Genomic DNA, 16,112 nt, shown 5'->3' on the forward strand with positions numbered 1-16,112 from the left:
ACTTCATGGCAAATTCGGCACTCAAGCCATCCTTGCTCAACAGATTCAGGCTCAGCTGGAATCATTTCAAATCAAGGCTTCTGCTGAAATATGCCTTTTCTTACATTCTCATATTTCTTATCCCTCTGACAGGTGTAACTATTTTTGTTTATGAAAACGCTGTCAAAGGTTTGCGTGTAGAAATCGAACAATCAAATGTCAATCAGCTTAACCAGGTGAAGAGCACGATAGATAACCGGATGAATGAACTTCAGGAAATAGCGGGGAGAATCGCCTATGACAAACACCTGACCCCTTATATGGTAAATCACCCTTATTACAGCTTGGAGGCGATTCAGGCGTTGGCGAATTACAAAGCTAGCAGCAGCATTGCAGAGGATCTGCTTCTCTACTTCCATAACGATTCCCACATCTATTCGCACCGCGGTTTGGCTAATCTTGATGTCACCTTTGGTAGCCTCTATCAGTTCGAGCATTGGAATCTGGAAGAATTGCAACAGGACTTGAATGAAACCAGGCATCCCCTGGTCCGTGCCGCTGAGAATGTGAAGGTTAATTCCCGAATGGAACCGATGCTCGTCATGCTTGTGCCCATTAAACCGAATGATCCGTTTCCATATGGGACCGTTGTCTATTTAATGAAAGAATCCAACCTTACCGGGGTCATGGATTCGATTTTGAGTGATTTTTCAGGGAGCAGCTACATATTCAGTCCCTCCGGAGAGGTGTTGACCGCGAACAGCCATGGCATCAGCCTTCCCCAAGACGAAATTGAGAACTTGGCTACACTTGAGCCCGGTATTCATAATTTGAAAATGGACGGAGAACAATACTCCGTTGTTTCTGTTCAATCGGAAGAAAATGGCTGGACCTATGTGACTACGATGCCAAGCTTCCAGTTCTTCAGCCGTGTCGCTCATGTCCAGACCCTGATCCTGATCGTATTCTGTATTACCGTCATTACCGGCATAGCTGCTGCGCTGCTGTTAGCCAAACGCCAGTACCATCCAATCAGGGATTTAATGGACAAGATGAGAGGCAGCGGCGATGATGCTTCCAAGCTGCGCAATGAATGGGAATGGATACGACAGACCCTACACAATTACAGTGCGAAAATTGATTTTCAGGAGCCCTTCGTCCGTAATCAGTGCATGCTGCTGTTACTCAAGCACGGCAAGCCGGATGATCCGGAGATTGAGCAAATGATTCTGAGCGCCGGATTCCGGCACCCTCAAGGACAAGGCCTCTATTTCTTGGCTATATTGTCTTGGGATTTGCCTGGCGACAAGTCCTGGCAGGAACGCCTTCTGTTGCAGGATATCCTCAGCAATGTATGTCTTACTGGTACCAGTGCTCAGATCTTCGGTGTAGAATTCTCGGTCAAAGACCAGTTTGCTCTGATTATTTCACTTCCCGGTGATGTGGACAAGCCGATTCAAAACCAATTGGAACAGGTGATTGAAGCTATTCAAGTGGTAATCCGCGAGCACTCGCAGCTATCTCTGAGTATCGGTGTTGGCACGGCATACAGGGACTTGGCCCGTCTTAACCAATCCTTCATTGAAGCAGCTACAGCTCTGGAGCACCGGATTATCCGGCGCAGTGGTCAGGTAACTTATTTTGAGCAGCTTGCCGAATTGAACCCTTCTGCTTCAGAGAGTTTCTGGTTACCACGCAAATCCATGCTGAAACTGGAGCAGAGTCTAAAGCAGGGCAACGAATCAGTAACCGCTCAACTGATTACCGAAACTATTCATACGATCAAAAACGAGCCCTTACAGGTTCATTTATTGCGTTGCATCTGTTTCGATCTGTTGAACGCTTTTCTACGCACCGCCTCCGAGCTTGGGATGAACGAAGTGTTCGCCAATATGCCGGAACTGACTGCCTTTGAAACACTTGAAGAGCTGGAGAGTCGCTTGGTCTGTCTGGCCGCTGACATCTGCGCGCAGGTGGATCTGAATACAAAGACAAGCGAATCTACATTAATGGATGACATTCTGGTTTACGTGGATCAACAGTTTGCAGATTACACACTCAGCCTAGAGCATGTGGCACTTAAGTTTGCCATTTCAACTTCATACTTAAGCCGGAGCTTCAAAGAGAAGACCGGCCGCAATTTTTCACAATATATCTGGCAGCGACGTGTAGATGAAGTCATGCGGCTGCTGGAGAACACTAGCGCACCGCTCAAAGAAATTATCGAACAGGTCGGTTATATGGATGCTCCGAATTTCATCCGCAAGTTTAAAAAAGAAATCGGTCTGACACCAGGGCAGTATCGCAAGGAACATGCCTTGAGAGGAGCTACTATTAAAAGACCTGTTTAAATTGGTGGAGCTTCCGAACCCTCTGTATTACATTCTTATATTTGATATACCGTTTCACTTTATGGTTTATTTTACTGTTGCCCTTCCTGGAGGATATGCTCTACCAGCTCATCCAGTGGAACTGTCGCAAGCGCAATCGCCGTGTCTGTTACTCCGTAATAGATATAAAGTAGCCCATCTTTGACCACATTTCCGGTCGGGAAGATGACATTTGGGATCTGGAACCCAAATTTCTCATAATACATCTCCGGCTCCATAATAAAATAAGGCGTCCGGGCAATGATTTTCTCCGGTTGATCCAAATCCAGCAGCATGGCCCCCACACGGTAGACAATGTCCTCATCGACGCCATGATAGAGCACCAGCCAGCCCTTGTCCGTACGGATCGGGGGCGTTGAGCCTCCAATCTTCCTTGATTCCCAGGAGAGGTTCTGGGCGGCAGCAAGCAGCTTGGGCTCTTCCCAGTTCACCAGATCCTCGGAGTAGGTAATCCACATGGCCGCCTTATCCGTACCGTAGGCTTCGCCCACATATTCCTCGGGACGACGCAACAGTACGAATTTTCCGCCTATTTTCTCGGGGAACAGAATGTTGTCCCGGTCATTGATATCAAGAGGTGTCGTGTCCGCCACATACTCCCAATCCAGCAGATTATCTGATTTCAAAATGGAGGACCGGGTTAGCCAATGTCCCTCCTCGTCCCCCCACCCGTCCGGATATTCCGGAATTGAGCGAAGGGGAACCCCTGCCCCGGTAGGATAATAACTCATGGCACAAGGGCGAAGGGCATAGTTCAGATAGAAGGTCCCATCAATTTTGACAATTCGGGGGTCCTGTACACTACCATAAGGGAATCCAAGCATGTCTGGCGTCACAATGGGCTCATCCTTCACGTGGATAAAGTTCACCCCGTCATCACTCTCTAGCAGACCCAAGTAATTTTTGCATGGAGTTAAGGAACCAGCGGTGCGCTCAATCATATAAAATTTGCCGTTATCAATGATCACCGCAGGGTTGAAAACCGTAACCTTGCGCCATTCGTAGTCCCCCGGCACAACAATGGGATTATTCGGATGTCTCGTGATTTGCATATCTAATCCTCCTGCATTTAGTGTTCTGCAACTTTCTGCGCATGGACCTGATTAGTTGGATTTCCAGCGATCATAGGCAGCCTGGTTGATTTCAACCATACGCTCTCCGCCCATTTTTTTGACAGTCGTCACATAATTATCCCAGCCTGTAAGCGGCTCGGCTCCGGTGATGAATTTCGCCTCCATCTGATTCACATACGTCTTCAAATCAGAATTCAGGCTACTGATTTCGGTCTGCTCTTCTACGGTAAGGAATAGCGTTGGGAACGGAATCCGTGCGCCTTTATCGAGAAGCTTCTGCTTGGTCTCCTGCTCTACCCAGAGGTCAAAGTCTGTCTTTAACCCTTTATTAATATCATCCATGGACAGGGTTGGAGCGGGTATGCCGTAGTTAGGTGTCAGCGTTGCCCGATAATCTTCCATTTCCTTGCCGTCTGGTACCGGTAAATACTTTTTGACCCGGTTCTCTATGTCGGTGTACTCCCAGAGAATGCCCTCTGGACCTTTATTGAAGAACATGGCACCTTCATAGGAATATAGATAATCCACCCAGCGTATAGAAGCTTCCGGTGCAGGATTACTCTCCGTGATCGCAAAGGCACCGCTTGTAATCCCCCTGTTCTTGGCAATGGCTGGGGCAGCAACTGATTCACTGTGGACAGGTGCAAACATCGGATCTTCTGTCGAAGGCTCTCCACCTTTGCTCATGTAGGCATGCCAGTCCGAAAAAAGGGCGATTTGATTGTTCTGTGCTTTGGCCTTTTTTTGCTCCGCTGTTTGTGAGAAGCTTTCATGATCCAGCAGATCTTCAGACCACAGGCGGTTCATATAGGTCAGATATTCCTTGTAGCCTTCTTCAAGCGGTGTATAATGCACCTTGTCCGCATCGTCCACGTAAATTTCTTCTTCATAAATGCCGAAGGCACCCAGCAGCCAGGTACGGATATCGCGGAGGTTCGCAGCGGGTGTTGTCACGGAAGAGATTGGAATTTCATCGGCTATGCCATTCCCGTTTGGATCTTCCTCTTTCACACGCTTCAGATAGGTATACAACTCCTCTGTCGTTTCCGGAAGTTTATCGATATTCAGCGCCTTTAGGAAGTCCCCGTTATACCACATCGGATTGCGGTACCAGTGCTGGCTAAGTTCTACTACTGGCAAGGAATAGATATGCCCGTCCGGTGCAGTTATCGATTTGCGGACATCCGGATTCTCCTCCAACAGCGCCTTGAAATTCGGAGCATACTCTTCAATCAGATCCTCCAGTGGAATGAGGATCCCCTGCTCTCCGTAATTCATCTGCTCTGCAGTTGTCAAACCCGCAGCATAGAGGATATCCGGGTAATCTCCACTGGCGAGCACCAGATTTTTCTTCGTTTCGAAGCTATCCTTAGGTGCGTTCTTGTATTCCAGCGTAATACCTGTCTTCTCCTGCATCTGCTGAAGCACCGCCATGTTCTCCCAGTTCTGAATTCCTACATCTGGTGCCATAAGCGACAGCGTAACGGGTTCATTAACAATCGGGAAACCTTCATTGTTCACAGCGACTTTTCCGAGATTGTTATTCGCTTCACCTTCGTTTGAACTGCTGCAGCCTGCCAGTAATGTAATAACTAAAGCCGAAGATAGCAGCAGCTTCCATGGCTTGCGTGTGGTTGGCATTTTATAATTCCTCCCTTGATTTCATACATTTTAGCTGTTTAGCCTTTAACAGAACCTATCATGACCCCTTGGACAAAGTAACGCTGCAGGAACGGATAAATGGCCACGATGGGCAATGTGGAGACAACAATAACTCCATATTTAATCAGGGATGCCGTTTCTGCCTTATTATTCATGGCTGTCGCCACCTCGCCGTTGATGGATGAGCCAGTCGTTTCCGCCGTCATTTCCTGAAGAACAAGGATCTGACGCAGAACCATCTGCAGCGGATACTTCGCTTCATCATTTAAATAGATCAGGGACGGGAAGTAACTGTTCCAGTGACTTACACCATAGAATAGGGCCATAACGGCTACAATCGGTGCCGACAGCGGAAGAACAATGCGAATGAACAGCTTGAGATTCGTACAGCCGTCGATGTGTGCTGCTTCCTGAAGTTCTTTCGGGATGGTCGTCTGAAAAAAGGTACGGGCCACGACGATATTCCAGACCGAAGCAGCTACCGGCAGAATCAATGCCCACATGCTGTTCATGAGTCCAAGGTTCTTGACCAGCAGATACGTCGGTACAATTCCTCCGCTGAAGAACATCGTGAATAGAATGAGGCCCATGAACAACTGGCGCCCGACAAAATCAGATCTGCTGAGCGCATACGAGGCCGGCAAAGTGACAGCGAGATTAAGCAAAGTCCCCACCACTGTGTATATAATTGTGTTCAAGTAACCACTCCATATCTTCGGGTTCTCAAACACAAGCTTGTAACCGTCCAGTGTTACATTCTTCGGAAACAACCACATCGCTCCCGAATTAACATCCTGCGGCGAACTGATTGAAGCGCTAAGAATATAGATGAGTGGATAGAGAACAACCAGCAGTGACAGACCTAAATAAATATAAGTGCTGATCAGAAAAAGCTTGTCCCCCCTGGATTCTTTCATCGCAGTAACCAAAGACTTCAACTCCTTTCTTCCAGATCTACCAGAGGCTGTTCTCACTGGTGCGTTTGGCGATCTGGTTGACTGTAACAAGCAATATAACGTTAACTACCGAATTAAATAATCCCACAGCCGTTGAGAAGCTATACTGGGCGTTCACCAAACCGGCGCGGTATACATAGGTGGATATTACATCGGAAGCTTCCATATTAAGTGAATTCTGCAGTAGCAGAATTTTCTCGAAGCCAAGGCCCAGTATATTACCCATATTCAGGATCAGCATGATTGTAATCGTGGGTAATATCGTTGGCAGGTTGATATGCAGTACCCGTTTAATTCGGCTTGCTCCATCCATAATGGCCGCTTCATGGAGCTGGGGATCTACACCTGACAGAGCCGCGAGATAAATAATGGTTCCCCACCCGGTGCTCTGCCAGACGCCTGAGAATACATACACGGTCTTGAACCATGCGGGATCCGTCAAAAATTGTGCTGGTTCAAGACCAATGAATTCGATGAACCGGACAATCATTCCGCTTGAGGGTGATAAAAAGGTAATGATCATACCTGCCATGACAACTACAGAAATGAAATGGGGTGCATAGGTGACCGTCTGGACCGATTTTTTGAACGGGCCGTTGCGGACTTCATTGAAGGCCAGCGCCAAAATGATAGGCAGCGGAAATCCGATGGCAAGTTCATAGAAACTGATACTGAATGTGTTCCAGAGCAGATCCCAGAAAAAATAAGAATTGAAAAAGCGTTCAAAATGCTCAAAACCAACCCATTCACTGCCTGTAATTCCTTTGGAAGGCACGAAATTCTTGAAAGCAATCTGAATGCCGTACATCGGTCCATAATGAAAAACAAGGAAATACAACAGCACGGGAAGCATGAACAGATATAGCTCCCAATTTTTCCAAATTCTTTTGCCAAGGGAATTCCTCTTCAATGAAGGATTTACGGGTACTACAATGTGACTTTCCTTCATTCTCCCACTCCTTTCTATATCTTTTTCATTGGATAGGAATATGTTGCTGCTATGCATCCTGTTAACTCTCTTTTTGGTAACGCTTACAAGTTGAAGTATAGAGAAATAAAGATGACACAGTAAATATGTAGGTTCTGCATTGTCATGTATAGGGTGTATAAAACCGCGCTACTGCAGTACTTTCCGTTCTGCTCTGATGTGGATGGTTGCAGATGGAGCAAGGCCGCAAATATGTGAAATACGAACCTCTCTTCACACTGCATAAGATACATATTGTGATGAACGAGTGTACCTAAAATTCGGTTTCGACATACGCAAATGGAACGAAGCAGAAAACACGCTGCTTCGTTCCATTTGAACAATCAGTATGGCAAGTTTCCCTCTCCTTTAATGAATGGAAAACACTTCTTTTTTCAACAATTCTTCTGGCTTCTGCCCAATCTCATCGCTGTGAAAATAATCGCGTATAACGCCATCCTGAAGATAGTTAGCGATCGACACCATAATCATTCCTTGATCCAGTGCCAGATAAGCCTTCGCAATCTCTCCCGTTTCCACATTGACTGAGTCATAGAATCCGTATTTGCCAACCATTTTGAAGTTCTTTAAAGCTTTGATGTTCTTTCGAACAGCTTCAGGAGCATAGTCCAGGGCAAGGAATGTTGCGTGTGCGGTTACCGTTGCTCCATCTTTATAACCTGAGGTACCTAACGGCGTTGCTGCAAACTCACTGTAACCTGTCGGAGTTGCGGATGGTGAAAATCCCCATGCGGCATACTCTTTTTCTTTGGCATATTCAATTTGCAATTCGACATGACGCTTGTTGTTCAATCCCAAAGCTTGAGTACCCAGCTCTTTTTCCTTTATAACCATACCGGGCATAAGAGCTTCAAACATACTGCCTCCCCAGCTTGGCACGAACTTTTTATCCTTATATACATAACTTCCTTCAAACACATCCACTCCATCGTACTTAACGGATTTGCCTTGAGGAATCTGTGCTTGCCAATCCCATTCTTGAGGTAATGTGCGATACATCTTCCACCAATGATCTTGGGGAACATCACCTTTCCCAATGGCAATATAGCTGCCTACACGTGGTTCCGTGTAAAACATTCCATAATGGTGATCCGTCAGTGCGCCTTTAGCCACATCGTAGCCTCCGCGGAATTGGCCGACTTCAGGATCATATAACGGAGTATAATTCATATTTTCAACCAACTTGCTTGTTTCCCCATGGAGTTCTTCATAGGCTTGCCCAACAACAATTAAACCAGCGGATAACCAGCCATTATCAACTTGGGAAATAAATTGTCCCCAATCTTTTTTCACTGAACCGTCATCTGTGTTATACCAGTTATAAAATAGGCCGTTCCACTTTTCTAACTTTTCGAGGGAATTTATAGTCGTTTGCAGACGATGTACCGCTTCTTTCTTCGAAATAGTGCCCAATTGTTGCGCGGAAACGGTACTCATCATATACATGGCGATGTTCGTGGGCGAGGTACGTTTAGCTTCTTCTGTCCCATTTTCAGTGAGCCGTACTTCATCGTAAGTCAAGCCGGTGTTCTGATCCGTATAGTCCTCAAAATACGAATAGGTCTTATATGCAATCGCTTTCAATTCTGCTCGAAATCCAATTAATTTGCTTGAGTCACCTGCTGAAGCCATAGGAGTTAAAGCCAGGCTAGCTAACAGACAAATAGTTAAAATAAAGTTGAACTTTTTTGCTTTTTTCATAAATTTTCTCCCTTCAAATGGATTCGAAACGTTTCGTGTATATGTTATCATAAAATTCCCATTTCAGTAACCATAAAATATAACGCTTACAAACAATGAATATAATACGGATTAGTTATAAATATAAATTCGAAACGTTTCATTGTCGAGGTAAGATGAAGGCAGAGTTTTAAGTTCTGAATTAAATATTTTTCCTATATTAGTATTTCTATCATAGTAAAAAAACCTCTCCCACTGATAATAGGAAAGAGGTTCATGGAATTCTCGTGTATACCCCATCTAATTCAGGATATCCTCTATAGCTGTAGCTGGATTTAACATGAACTCTTCAAATGTAGCTATTAGTCCATGTTCTTGATGTTCAATATCTGCATATCCAATCATTTTTTTGCTTGGATTCCAGACAATCAGAATATGTGAGTATTGATCGATGTTCGAGGATATACGCAGTAGCTTTTGTCTGCCCATTTTCATCTCTACCGTATCAATCAGATGAAAGAATTCTATATATCGGATATCTGATTCATTTTCTGGCAAGCCTATTCTTCGGGTACCGCTAGTTAGAAAATCAATGAGTTGCTGTGGAAGTTTATAAGACTTCAATGCATATAATTTGTTGCTCATATCATGAAACTCTTGAGGTTCGTGCCCCTTTAGATATTCCGCCATTTCTTCATTTTTCTGACTCACTGCAATCGTGTACGCCCGCTCACCATCCTTCTCCTGGATAGTCACATCTGCTCCGTGGTCCACCAGATATCGAACCATCTTCATGTTATCAAGTCGTGCAGCTACCGTGAGCGGTGTGGCTTTGTACGGATATACCATGTCCGGTTCATTGTAATTGATATCTACTCCCTGCTCCAGCAAGTACTGGACTGTCTTCATATCGTGATCAGCAACCGCTTTGCGTAACGTTTTGCCTCCATATTTTCGAATATCCAACCCGAGTTCATTCAGCACGGTTATATTCTTTTTGTTACCATAGTAGGCTTCATCATATGCACTGGATTTGACCCGATTAAGTCCGTTTAACTTGGCACCTTGCTGGTACAGGTATCGCACCATTTCTGCTCCACAATATCTGACTGCCTTCAGGATCGCCGAATTATTTTTGACATTCAAATTAACTCCATGCTCTACCAACAACTTAACCACTTCCGGTTGATTGCAGATTAAAGCAATGTCCAGTGGGGTCAGTGCTATGTATTTACTAAGCGTAATTTCTTCTTCGAGATCCATGCCCTGCTTAATGAATTGTTCTACAGCACCGGTATCTCCCTCATATATTGCCCTGGCATGATCAGGAAGCGTTTCAAACGTTCCTTGATTTCCGATTTTGAACAAAGGTGTACCCTCCTAATGTTTTATTTCTGCTACACTACGATCATCTTATTTTTATATTCCTAGCTACTAGTATACCTTTCACACCTGGAATACGTAATCGTTTGTTGAGCTTCGCTTAGCTAGTATGCTAAGATAATGGACACCTATTTCCACCAAATCTTATACCAAATCAACCGTACAGAAAGGACACTATGAATCCTTCATTACTGTCATCCAAGTTACAACAGATCATTCCACCGCTAGATTTGCGAAGCTGCCTCGTCAGCGTACGCGGTGAGATCATGTATGAACACTACCGCAACCAAGAGGCTGCGAACGATATTGCAAAAATCAATTCATGTACCAAGAGTGTGCTGTCCGCCCTCATCTGTATTGCGATGGATAAAGGCTTGTTGCCAGAGGCATCAACCCCAATCTCCACCTTTTTCCCACAGTTGACAACCGATCCTGACCCGCGTAAACCAGCAATTACACTGGAACAACTGCTGACCATGACAGCCGGATTTAACTGGGACGAGTTCGGTGGGCAGAATTCATTCCCTCGCATGACCCGCACTGATCATTGGGTGAATTTTGCGTTGGAACAACGCTTAAGCCATGTACCGGGTACATATATGGAGTACAACTCCGGAGTGTCACAGATTCTATCCGCCATCCTGATGCAAAATGCAGGTATGAATGTAGCCGAGTTCGCAGAGCGTTATCTTTTTAATCCACTCGGAATTAAGCATTACGAATGGGAGAGTGACCCTCAAGGTGTCCATACTGGCGGATTTGGTCTGAAGATGTTGCCCGCAGATCTGCTGAAGTTCGGCCAACTCTTTTTACAGCAAGGGATGTGGGAGGGTAAATCTCTCATTTCAAGTCATCTCGTCACCCGTTCTACGCAGCCTTACATTACAGTTCCTCCACCGAATTACGGCAGTTATGCTTGGCATTGGTGGGTGGATGTCTATCCGGATGAAAGATCTGCCGCCGAAGATATTGCTACTGAAGACACTCAATCCAATCTCCAATACTATTACGCGCGAGGGTTTGGCGGTCAGTATGTATATATTGTGCCAGAGCTTGAACTCGTTACCGTGTTAACCAATGACAAACGAAAGAAAGAGAAACCTCCGCTGGATGTTTTCCCTCGTTTAATCGCTCCTGAACTATGGAAAATGTTATACATGTAAACAACCGTACTTTTATCTTGTTCGAACCATGGTTAGATCCACGAACCCCCAACCTATGAAGGCTTAACCAGCCCATAGGCTGAGGGTTTCTTCGTCATACGAATGCCTCTTCGATGGCAACCGTGATTGGATAAGGACCAGACTCTTGATTAGAGACCACGACCAGTTGTAGATCATAGTCCGGATACACCGAAGACATGAACGACACCCCTGGATCGAATCCCATAATGTGAAATTTGAAAATGTCCTCCCCAATGCGGTCAATCCAGATCCCCTGCCCATAGTACTCTTCATCCTCTTGATGAGCATATGGAGTTAATAACTGACGTGTTGTCTCTGCATTTAACAATTGGTGACCCAGCAATGCCTCCCAGAACCGAATCATGTCCGGTGCGGTAACATATGCCCCACCATCTGATCCACCTTTGACAGGAAGAGCGAACATATTGGTGTTCCATGAGCCATCTTCGTGATCAATATATCCTAAAGCTGTATTCCGCGGTAGCTGATCTGTTAAGAAATAACCCGAGTCCTTCATGCCACACGGTTTGAAAATGTGCTCTTCCACATAATCTGTAAACGCCAGTCCTGAAACCTGTTCCACGATAAGCCCCAACACAATGAACCCCGCATTGTTGTAGTGAAAACGTCCACCCGGAGCAGACTTCATTGGCAGATGCTGAAACATGGGCAGAAAGTCACTTAAACGCCGCATCACGTAAACCGGTCTGTCTTTCCATAATTCTGAGAAGTCATCCATCACCTCTTCATCAAAATAATCCGGAATACCTGACGTGTGTGTTAACAACTGATGAATGGTAATTCCTTCGTCCCACAGCGGAAATTTCACATCCAACACATCCGTGAGCTTAGAATCAGCAGATAACTTCCCCGCTTCAATGAGTTGGCATATACTCACTGCCGTGAAGATTTTACATCCTGATGCAATGCCGAAGCGTGTATCCACCTGATTGGCAAGCTCTTCACTGCGATTTGCATAACCACGTTTCATATTCAGAAGGGTTTTCCCGCCTTGCTGGAGTAACACAACACCCGAAAAATTCACGCTCTCCATGACTTCTTCTACTTTTGTTGTCAGCTCTAATACATTCAACATTTTTTTCTTCACCTACTTGTCTATGTATTCATTACATTCTCATTCTTAATTCTTCGTTATATCATCCTGCATACCTGCCAAATTTTCATAAAAAGAAGGGTTACTCCCTTATAAAAGGAAATAACCCTTCTTCATACTAGGTAAGACTAAGTTGGACATAGCATGCTCAAGTGCTGTTCAATCACTTGCTCCCCTCGGTTTACTGTAAGTCTATCTGGCTGCATTAACATATGAATGGCGAGTCCATCCACAAGAGCATATAACTTCTCCGTCTCCATCTCGGCGTTCAGATCAGGTTGTGTCATGCCCTGCTTCTGCAACTCCTGTATTACCCACTGAGCAGACCGATACATCCCCTGATGCATCTGATCACTTAACTTTTTTAATTCAGGGTACACCAATAATTTGGCTGTAAACGTAAACCAGACCTCCATTTCCATCATTCTGTCTTCGTCCAACGGGAGAAATTGCAAGAGCAGATTCTTCATATCCTGCAGTACAGATCCACTCATCTGTAACGCCTCAACCCTTTTTTGTACCCGTTCTGCAAAAAGATTCATGCAAAAGGCGAACAATTCGGCCTGTGTGGCAAAATAATGACGCATGGAACCTACCGACAGTCCCGCTTCCTTTGCTATATTCCGAACGGTAGCATGCTCGAGTCCGTGATCTTGTATGACCCGGATTGCTGCATCAGCAACGATTTTCCTTTGAGCTTCATGATCTACAATTTTTGGCATGACATCATTATACACCATCCTTCTCTTTTAGTAATACACTGTGCTATAATAATATTTAATACATTGTACTAAATAAAATAACGCTGTAAGAGAGGAATTCATACGATCATGCATACAACTATTCCAACCAAAAAACGAAAGAAATTCAGAGTTCTCACCTTCATCATAAGGATATTCTACACAATGTTATTGCTAATTGGAGCGGCATTCCTTTATGAGTGGTTTGCCTCGTCGCAGACCAAAAAGGACTTTCCGCCTCCGGGTACGTTAGTTCAAGTCAGCGGTTACCAACTACACATTCATAAACAAGGCAGTGGTTCGCCAACCATCCTTATGGAGGCTGGAAGTGGGGAGACCAGCTTGTCGTGGAGAGACATTCCTGCCGAACTAGCCCAACATGCAACGGTGGTTACGTATGATCGCGCAGGATATGCCTGGAGTGAATCTTCATCCACAGAACGTACAGGTGCGAATATCGTTCAGGATTTACACGCAGCTCTGGAGAAGGAGAATATCCGTGGACCTTACGTTATGGTAGGTCATTCCCTCGGGGGGATGTATGCCAGACTCTTCGCACAGACCTACACAAATGAGATTCAAAGCCTTGTCCTCATCGATGCGAGACCTGAGAATGATGAGCAGAATACAAGGGCTTTGTTGGAACAGGCTCAGTTTCAGGGAAACCCGCCTGCCTCCCTATTATCATTATTAAAATCATCTGGAATTTTCAGATTATTTCCAGACTTTATGCTTGATGGTCTTGTTGCCAAGCAAGATCGGGATACTTTTGTTAATGTGATTGCCACCCCTTCCTATTTTCACGCCAAAGAAGAAGAAGCTCTCCTCGCTCATTCAACAGAAGATGCCATTCGTGGCCAAACTCTTGGATCCATCCCTGTACGTATCATTGCACGCGGACATCCTCAAGACTATGCTAGTGCAGGGATCTCGATTGAAATTGGGCAGAGACTCGAATCCATCTGGCAATCGGGACAGCGTAACATGTTGAATATATCGGAGGATAGTCAACTCATTACGGCCACCAACAGTGGTCACATGGTTATCCACGATGAACCCGAACTGGTTGTGAAAACCATCCTTGAGTTAATCCGTAAATAAGTAGAGGTATTTATCCAGGGCTCGATCCAATGTAAAAAGGCTGTTCCAAAAGCCATGTGTATGACTTGGAACAGCCTTCTCAGCAATATACGTTACGATTAGATGTAATGAGTTCAGCCTCAAGATAACAAGAGTTAGCGTAACGCTTGCAGGTCCCTCTCGGGACTTCCTGCACTCTGCTTCATTTCACGGGGAAACCTTGTATTGATCAGATAGTATAGTGTGGCATAGATTGTGATGATAAATGTGCCAAAAAACAGGCAAAACGCTAGAGACGGACGGCTTACACTTTCGTGCATCAGTTCAATTAGCGTCTCTCGGTTCGTCAGTGCATCCCAGCTATTCAGTCGATATACACGTCCAAGCAATACGCCATAACTTCCCAGAGCACAGCCAGCCAATACAAAGATCCATGATGCCCAGCGTCCAATGCGGTAATAGATCACTTCCTGAAGCTGATACATCGACAGGAATCCAAGCAGGAGCCCTGTCCAGACAAACATTAATACAACACTTAAGTCGTACCAGTACGTGTAGTCCACCCCATTACCACCATAGTACCGGGAACTTCTCGCTGTCAGATGTACCAGATCGGTAACAATGTACGAAGAATTCGGGAAAAATAACAACCACAGCAGCCCACTTGCGACTGCAAGCCATACAGCACCTTTCCATTTCACATGACTTAGAAGATAAGTTGCATAAGAGAACACAAAAGGAATCCAGCCCAAGAACAGATTCCAGATCAGGAAGCGAAAATAACGTTGATCCAGCCAATCTGCGGCTACGTAGTACAAGCCCAGCGTTACTATTGTGACCACACTAAGGAAAATAAATATGTGAATATAATTCAGTTTTCTCAATGACTCTAACCTCACTTATGTACATAAATTTACTACTCTCCAAGCATACTAGAATCATACCATTTACCAAAGGAGAATCAAATTTACAATGAATCCAAATTCCATGAACCCTCAGAATGCAGTACAGCCCACATTGAATACGAATCCAAATATCAGCCCTAACTTAAATCATGGTGGCCATGAGATGTTCGATGTGCATGAAATTCTGGCCTCCACCATTAACGTGCTGGATCAATATATGATCTTTCGTACATTTGTGCAGAGTCAGGAACTGATTGGTATTCTGGACCGACAGTATAACTTCATTTTATCCCAGTACAATCTGACTGCAGAGTGTTTTGCATCAGGACAGAAGCCTCATCAAGAGACGGCAACCTATATGATTCCCAACATGGTACCACCGGTATATGGCCTTAAGCCCTCAGCACCGAAAAAGCCAAACCAGAGCTTGGCTGACGTAAAGGATGCCGGGATTAGCGGTCATATGCTGGGACTGATCAAGTCACATGCGAGTCTTCTTGGCATGTCTTGCAGCGAAATTACGAATGGAACGGTTCGTCGAGTCATCGCTTCGCAGATTCAGCATTTTATTGAGATGGCTTATGAAATTTTCATGTTCCAGAATAAAAACGCCTATTATCAAGTACCTCAACTCACACCAAGTGATACACAACAGATGCTTCAGGCTTATATTCCAGCAACCGGAGCACCTCAGATGCCTATTGGCAATAAACCACTGCATTAATTAAAAACAAAGTCCCATATACCAGGTCAGAGGACAGTCTCTATAACCCACTCGGGTTGTAGGGGCTGTTTTTTTTGAATGTTCGTAATCAATTTTCATGCTTAAGACACTTGATTCAGTTACCAGAAACTGGTTTAATCAAAATCTAACCCGTACATATTCAGCTTACGGACCATACATATAAAATACGTTAAAGTACCGTTACACGAGAATCAGAATCAAAATGGCTTTTTCTTATTATGGGGAGGTATATG

The 16,112-nt window shown here is 44.9% G+C and carries 13 protein-coding genes; 4 read left to right on the plus strand and 9 right to left on the minus strand.

Annotation, left to right across the window (positions count from 1 at the left end):
- Window positions 1-5 precede the first annotated feature (5 nt).
- Window positions 6-2,330, plus strand: coding sequence for a helix-turn-helix domain-containing protein (locus ACTHPG_RS12575; RefSeq protein ID WP_440389676.1), 2,325 nt, complete (start codon window positions 6-8; stop codon window positions 2,328-2,330).
- 71 nt (window positions 2,331-2,401) lie between these two features.
- Here the strand turns inward: ACTHPG_RS12575 and ACTHPG_RS12580 are convergent, their stop codons facing one another.
- The 6 genes from ACTHPG_RS12580 to ACTHPG_RS12605 form a co-directional block, all read right to left on the minus strand.
- A complete protein-coding gene (locus tag ACTHPG_RS12580) occupies window positions 2,402-3,421 on the minus strand; it encodes a glycosidase (RefSeq protein WP_440389678.1) in 1,020 nt (339 codons plus the stop codon).
- Window positions 3,422-3,472: 51 nt separating this feature from the next.
- The gene (locus tag ACTHPG_RS12585) at window positions 3,473-5,083 is read right to left on the minus strand and encodes an extracellular solute-binding protein (RefSeq protein ID WP_440389679.1); all 1,611 of its coding nucleotides are present in this window, start codon (window positions 5,081-5,083) and stop codon (window positions 3,473-3,475) included.
- Window positions 5,084-5,121: 38 nt separating this feature from the next.
- Entirely contained in the window at window positions 5,122-6,033 is a 912-nt protein-coding gene (locus tag ACTHPG_RS12590) for a carbohydrate ABC transporter permease (protein ID WP_440389681.1), read from the minus strand.
- Window positions 6,034-6,058: 25 nt separating this feature from the next.
- Window positions 6,059-7,009 (minus strand): ABC transporter permease, encoded by a 951-nt coding sequence (locus ACTHPG_RS12595; protein WP_440389683.1) that lies wholly within the window; start codon window positions 7,007-7,009, stop codon window positions 6,059-6,061.
- A 387-nt stretch (window positions 7,010-7,396) separates the two neighbouring features.
- Window positions 7,397-8,749: a glucoamylase family protein gene (locus ACTHPG_RS12600; protein WP_440389685.1), complete on the minus strand. Its 1,353-nt coding sequence runs from the start codon at window positions 8,747-8,749 to the stop codon at window positions 7,397-7,399.
- Window positions 8,750-9,028: 279 nt separating this feature from the next.
- On the minus strand, window positions 9,029-10,096 hold the full coding sequence (locus ACTHPG_RS12605) for an ankyrin repeat domain-containing protein (protein ID WP_440389687.1): 1,068 nt from the start codon (window positions 10,094-10,096) through the stop codon (window positions 9,029-9,031).
- Window positions 10,097-10,287: 191 nt separating this feature from the next.
- Here ACTHPG_RS12605 and ACTHPG_RS12610 point away from each other — a divergent pair, with 191 nt between their 5' ends.
- Complete coding sequence (locus ACTHPG_RS12610; RefSeq protein WP_440389689.1) at window positions 10,288-11,274, plus strand: serine hydrolase domain-containing protein; 987 nt, start codon at window positions 10,288-10,290, stop codon at window positions 11,272-11,274.
- Window positions 11,275-11,368: 94 nt separating this feature from the next.
- On the opposite strand, the gene ACTHPG_RS12615 is transcribed toward ACTHPG_RS12610, so the two are convergent.
- Entirely contained in the window at window positions 11,369-12,391 is a 1,023-nt protein-coding gene (locus tag ACTHPG_RS12615) for a serine hydrolase domain-containing protein (RefSeq protein ID WP_440389691.1), read from the minus strand.
- A 146-nt stretch (window positions 12,392-12,537) separates the two neighbouring features.
- A complete protein-coding gene (locus ACTHPG_RS12620) occupies window positions 12,538-13,131 on the minus strand; it encodes a TetR/AcrR family transcriptional regulator (RefSeq protein ID WP_440389693.1) in 594 nt (197 codons plus the stop codon).
- 183 nt (window positions 13,132-13,314) lie between these two features.
- Here ACTHPG_RS12620 and ACTHPG_RS12625 point away from each other — a divergent pair, with 183 nt between their 5' ends.
- Window positions 13,315-14,250, plus strand: coding sequence for an alpha/beta fold hydrolase (locus tag ACTHPG_RS12625; protein WP_440389695.1), 936 nt, complete (start codon window positions 13,315-13,317; stop codon window positions 14,248-14,250).
- Between the two features lie 134 nt (window positions 14,251-14,384).
- Here the strand turns inward: ACTHPG_RS12625 and ACTHPG_RS12630 are convergent, their stop codons facing one another.
- A complete protein-coding gene (locus tag ACTHPG_RS12630; RefSeq protein WP_440389697.1) occupies window positions 14,385-15,113 on the minus strand; it encodes a DUF1361 domain-containing protein in 729 nt (242 codons plus the stop codon).
- A 103-nt stretch (window positions 15,114-15,216) separates the two neighbouring features.
- Here ACTHPG_RS12630 and ACTHPG_RS12635 point away from each other — a divergent pair, with 103 nt between their 5' ends.
- Complete coding sequence (locus tag ACTHPG_RS12635; protein ID WP_440390239.1) at window positions 15,217-15,858, plus strand: spore coat protein; 642 nt, start codon at window positions 15,217-15,219, stop codon at window positions 15,856-15,858.
- Window positions 15,859-16,112 lie beyond the last annotated feature (254 nt).

The organism is Paenibacillus sp. SAF-068 (assembly GCF_051967555.1).
In the GTDB taxonomy this organism is placed as follows: Bacteria; Bacillota; Bacilli; order Paenibacillales; family Paenibacillaceae; genus Paenibacillus.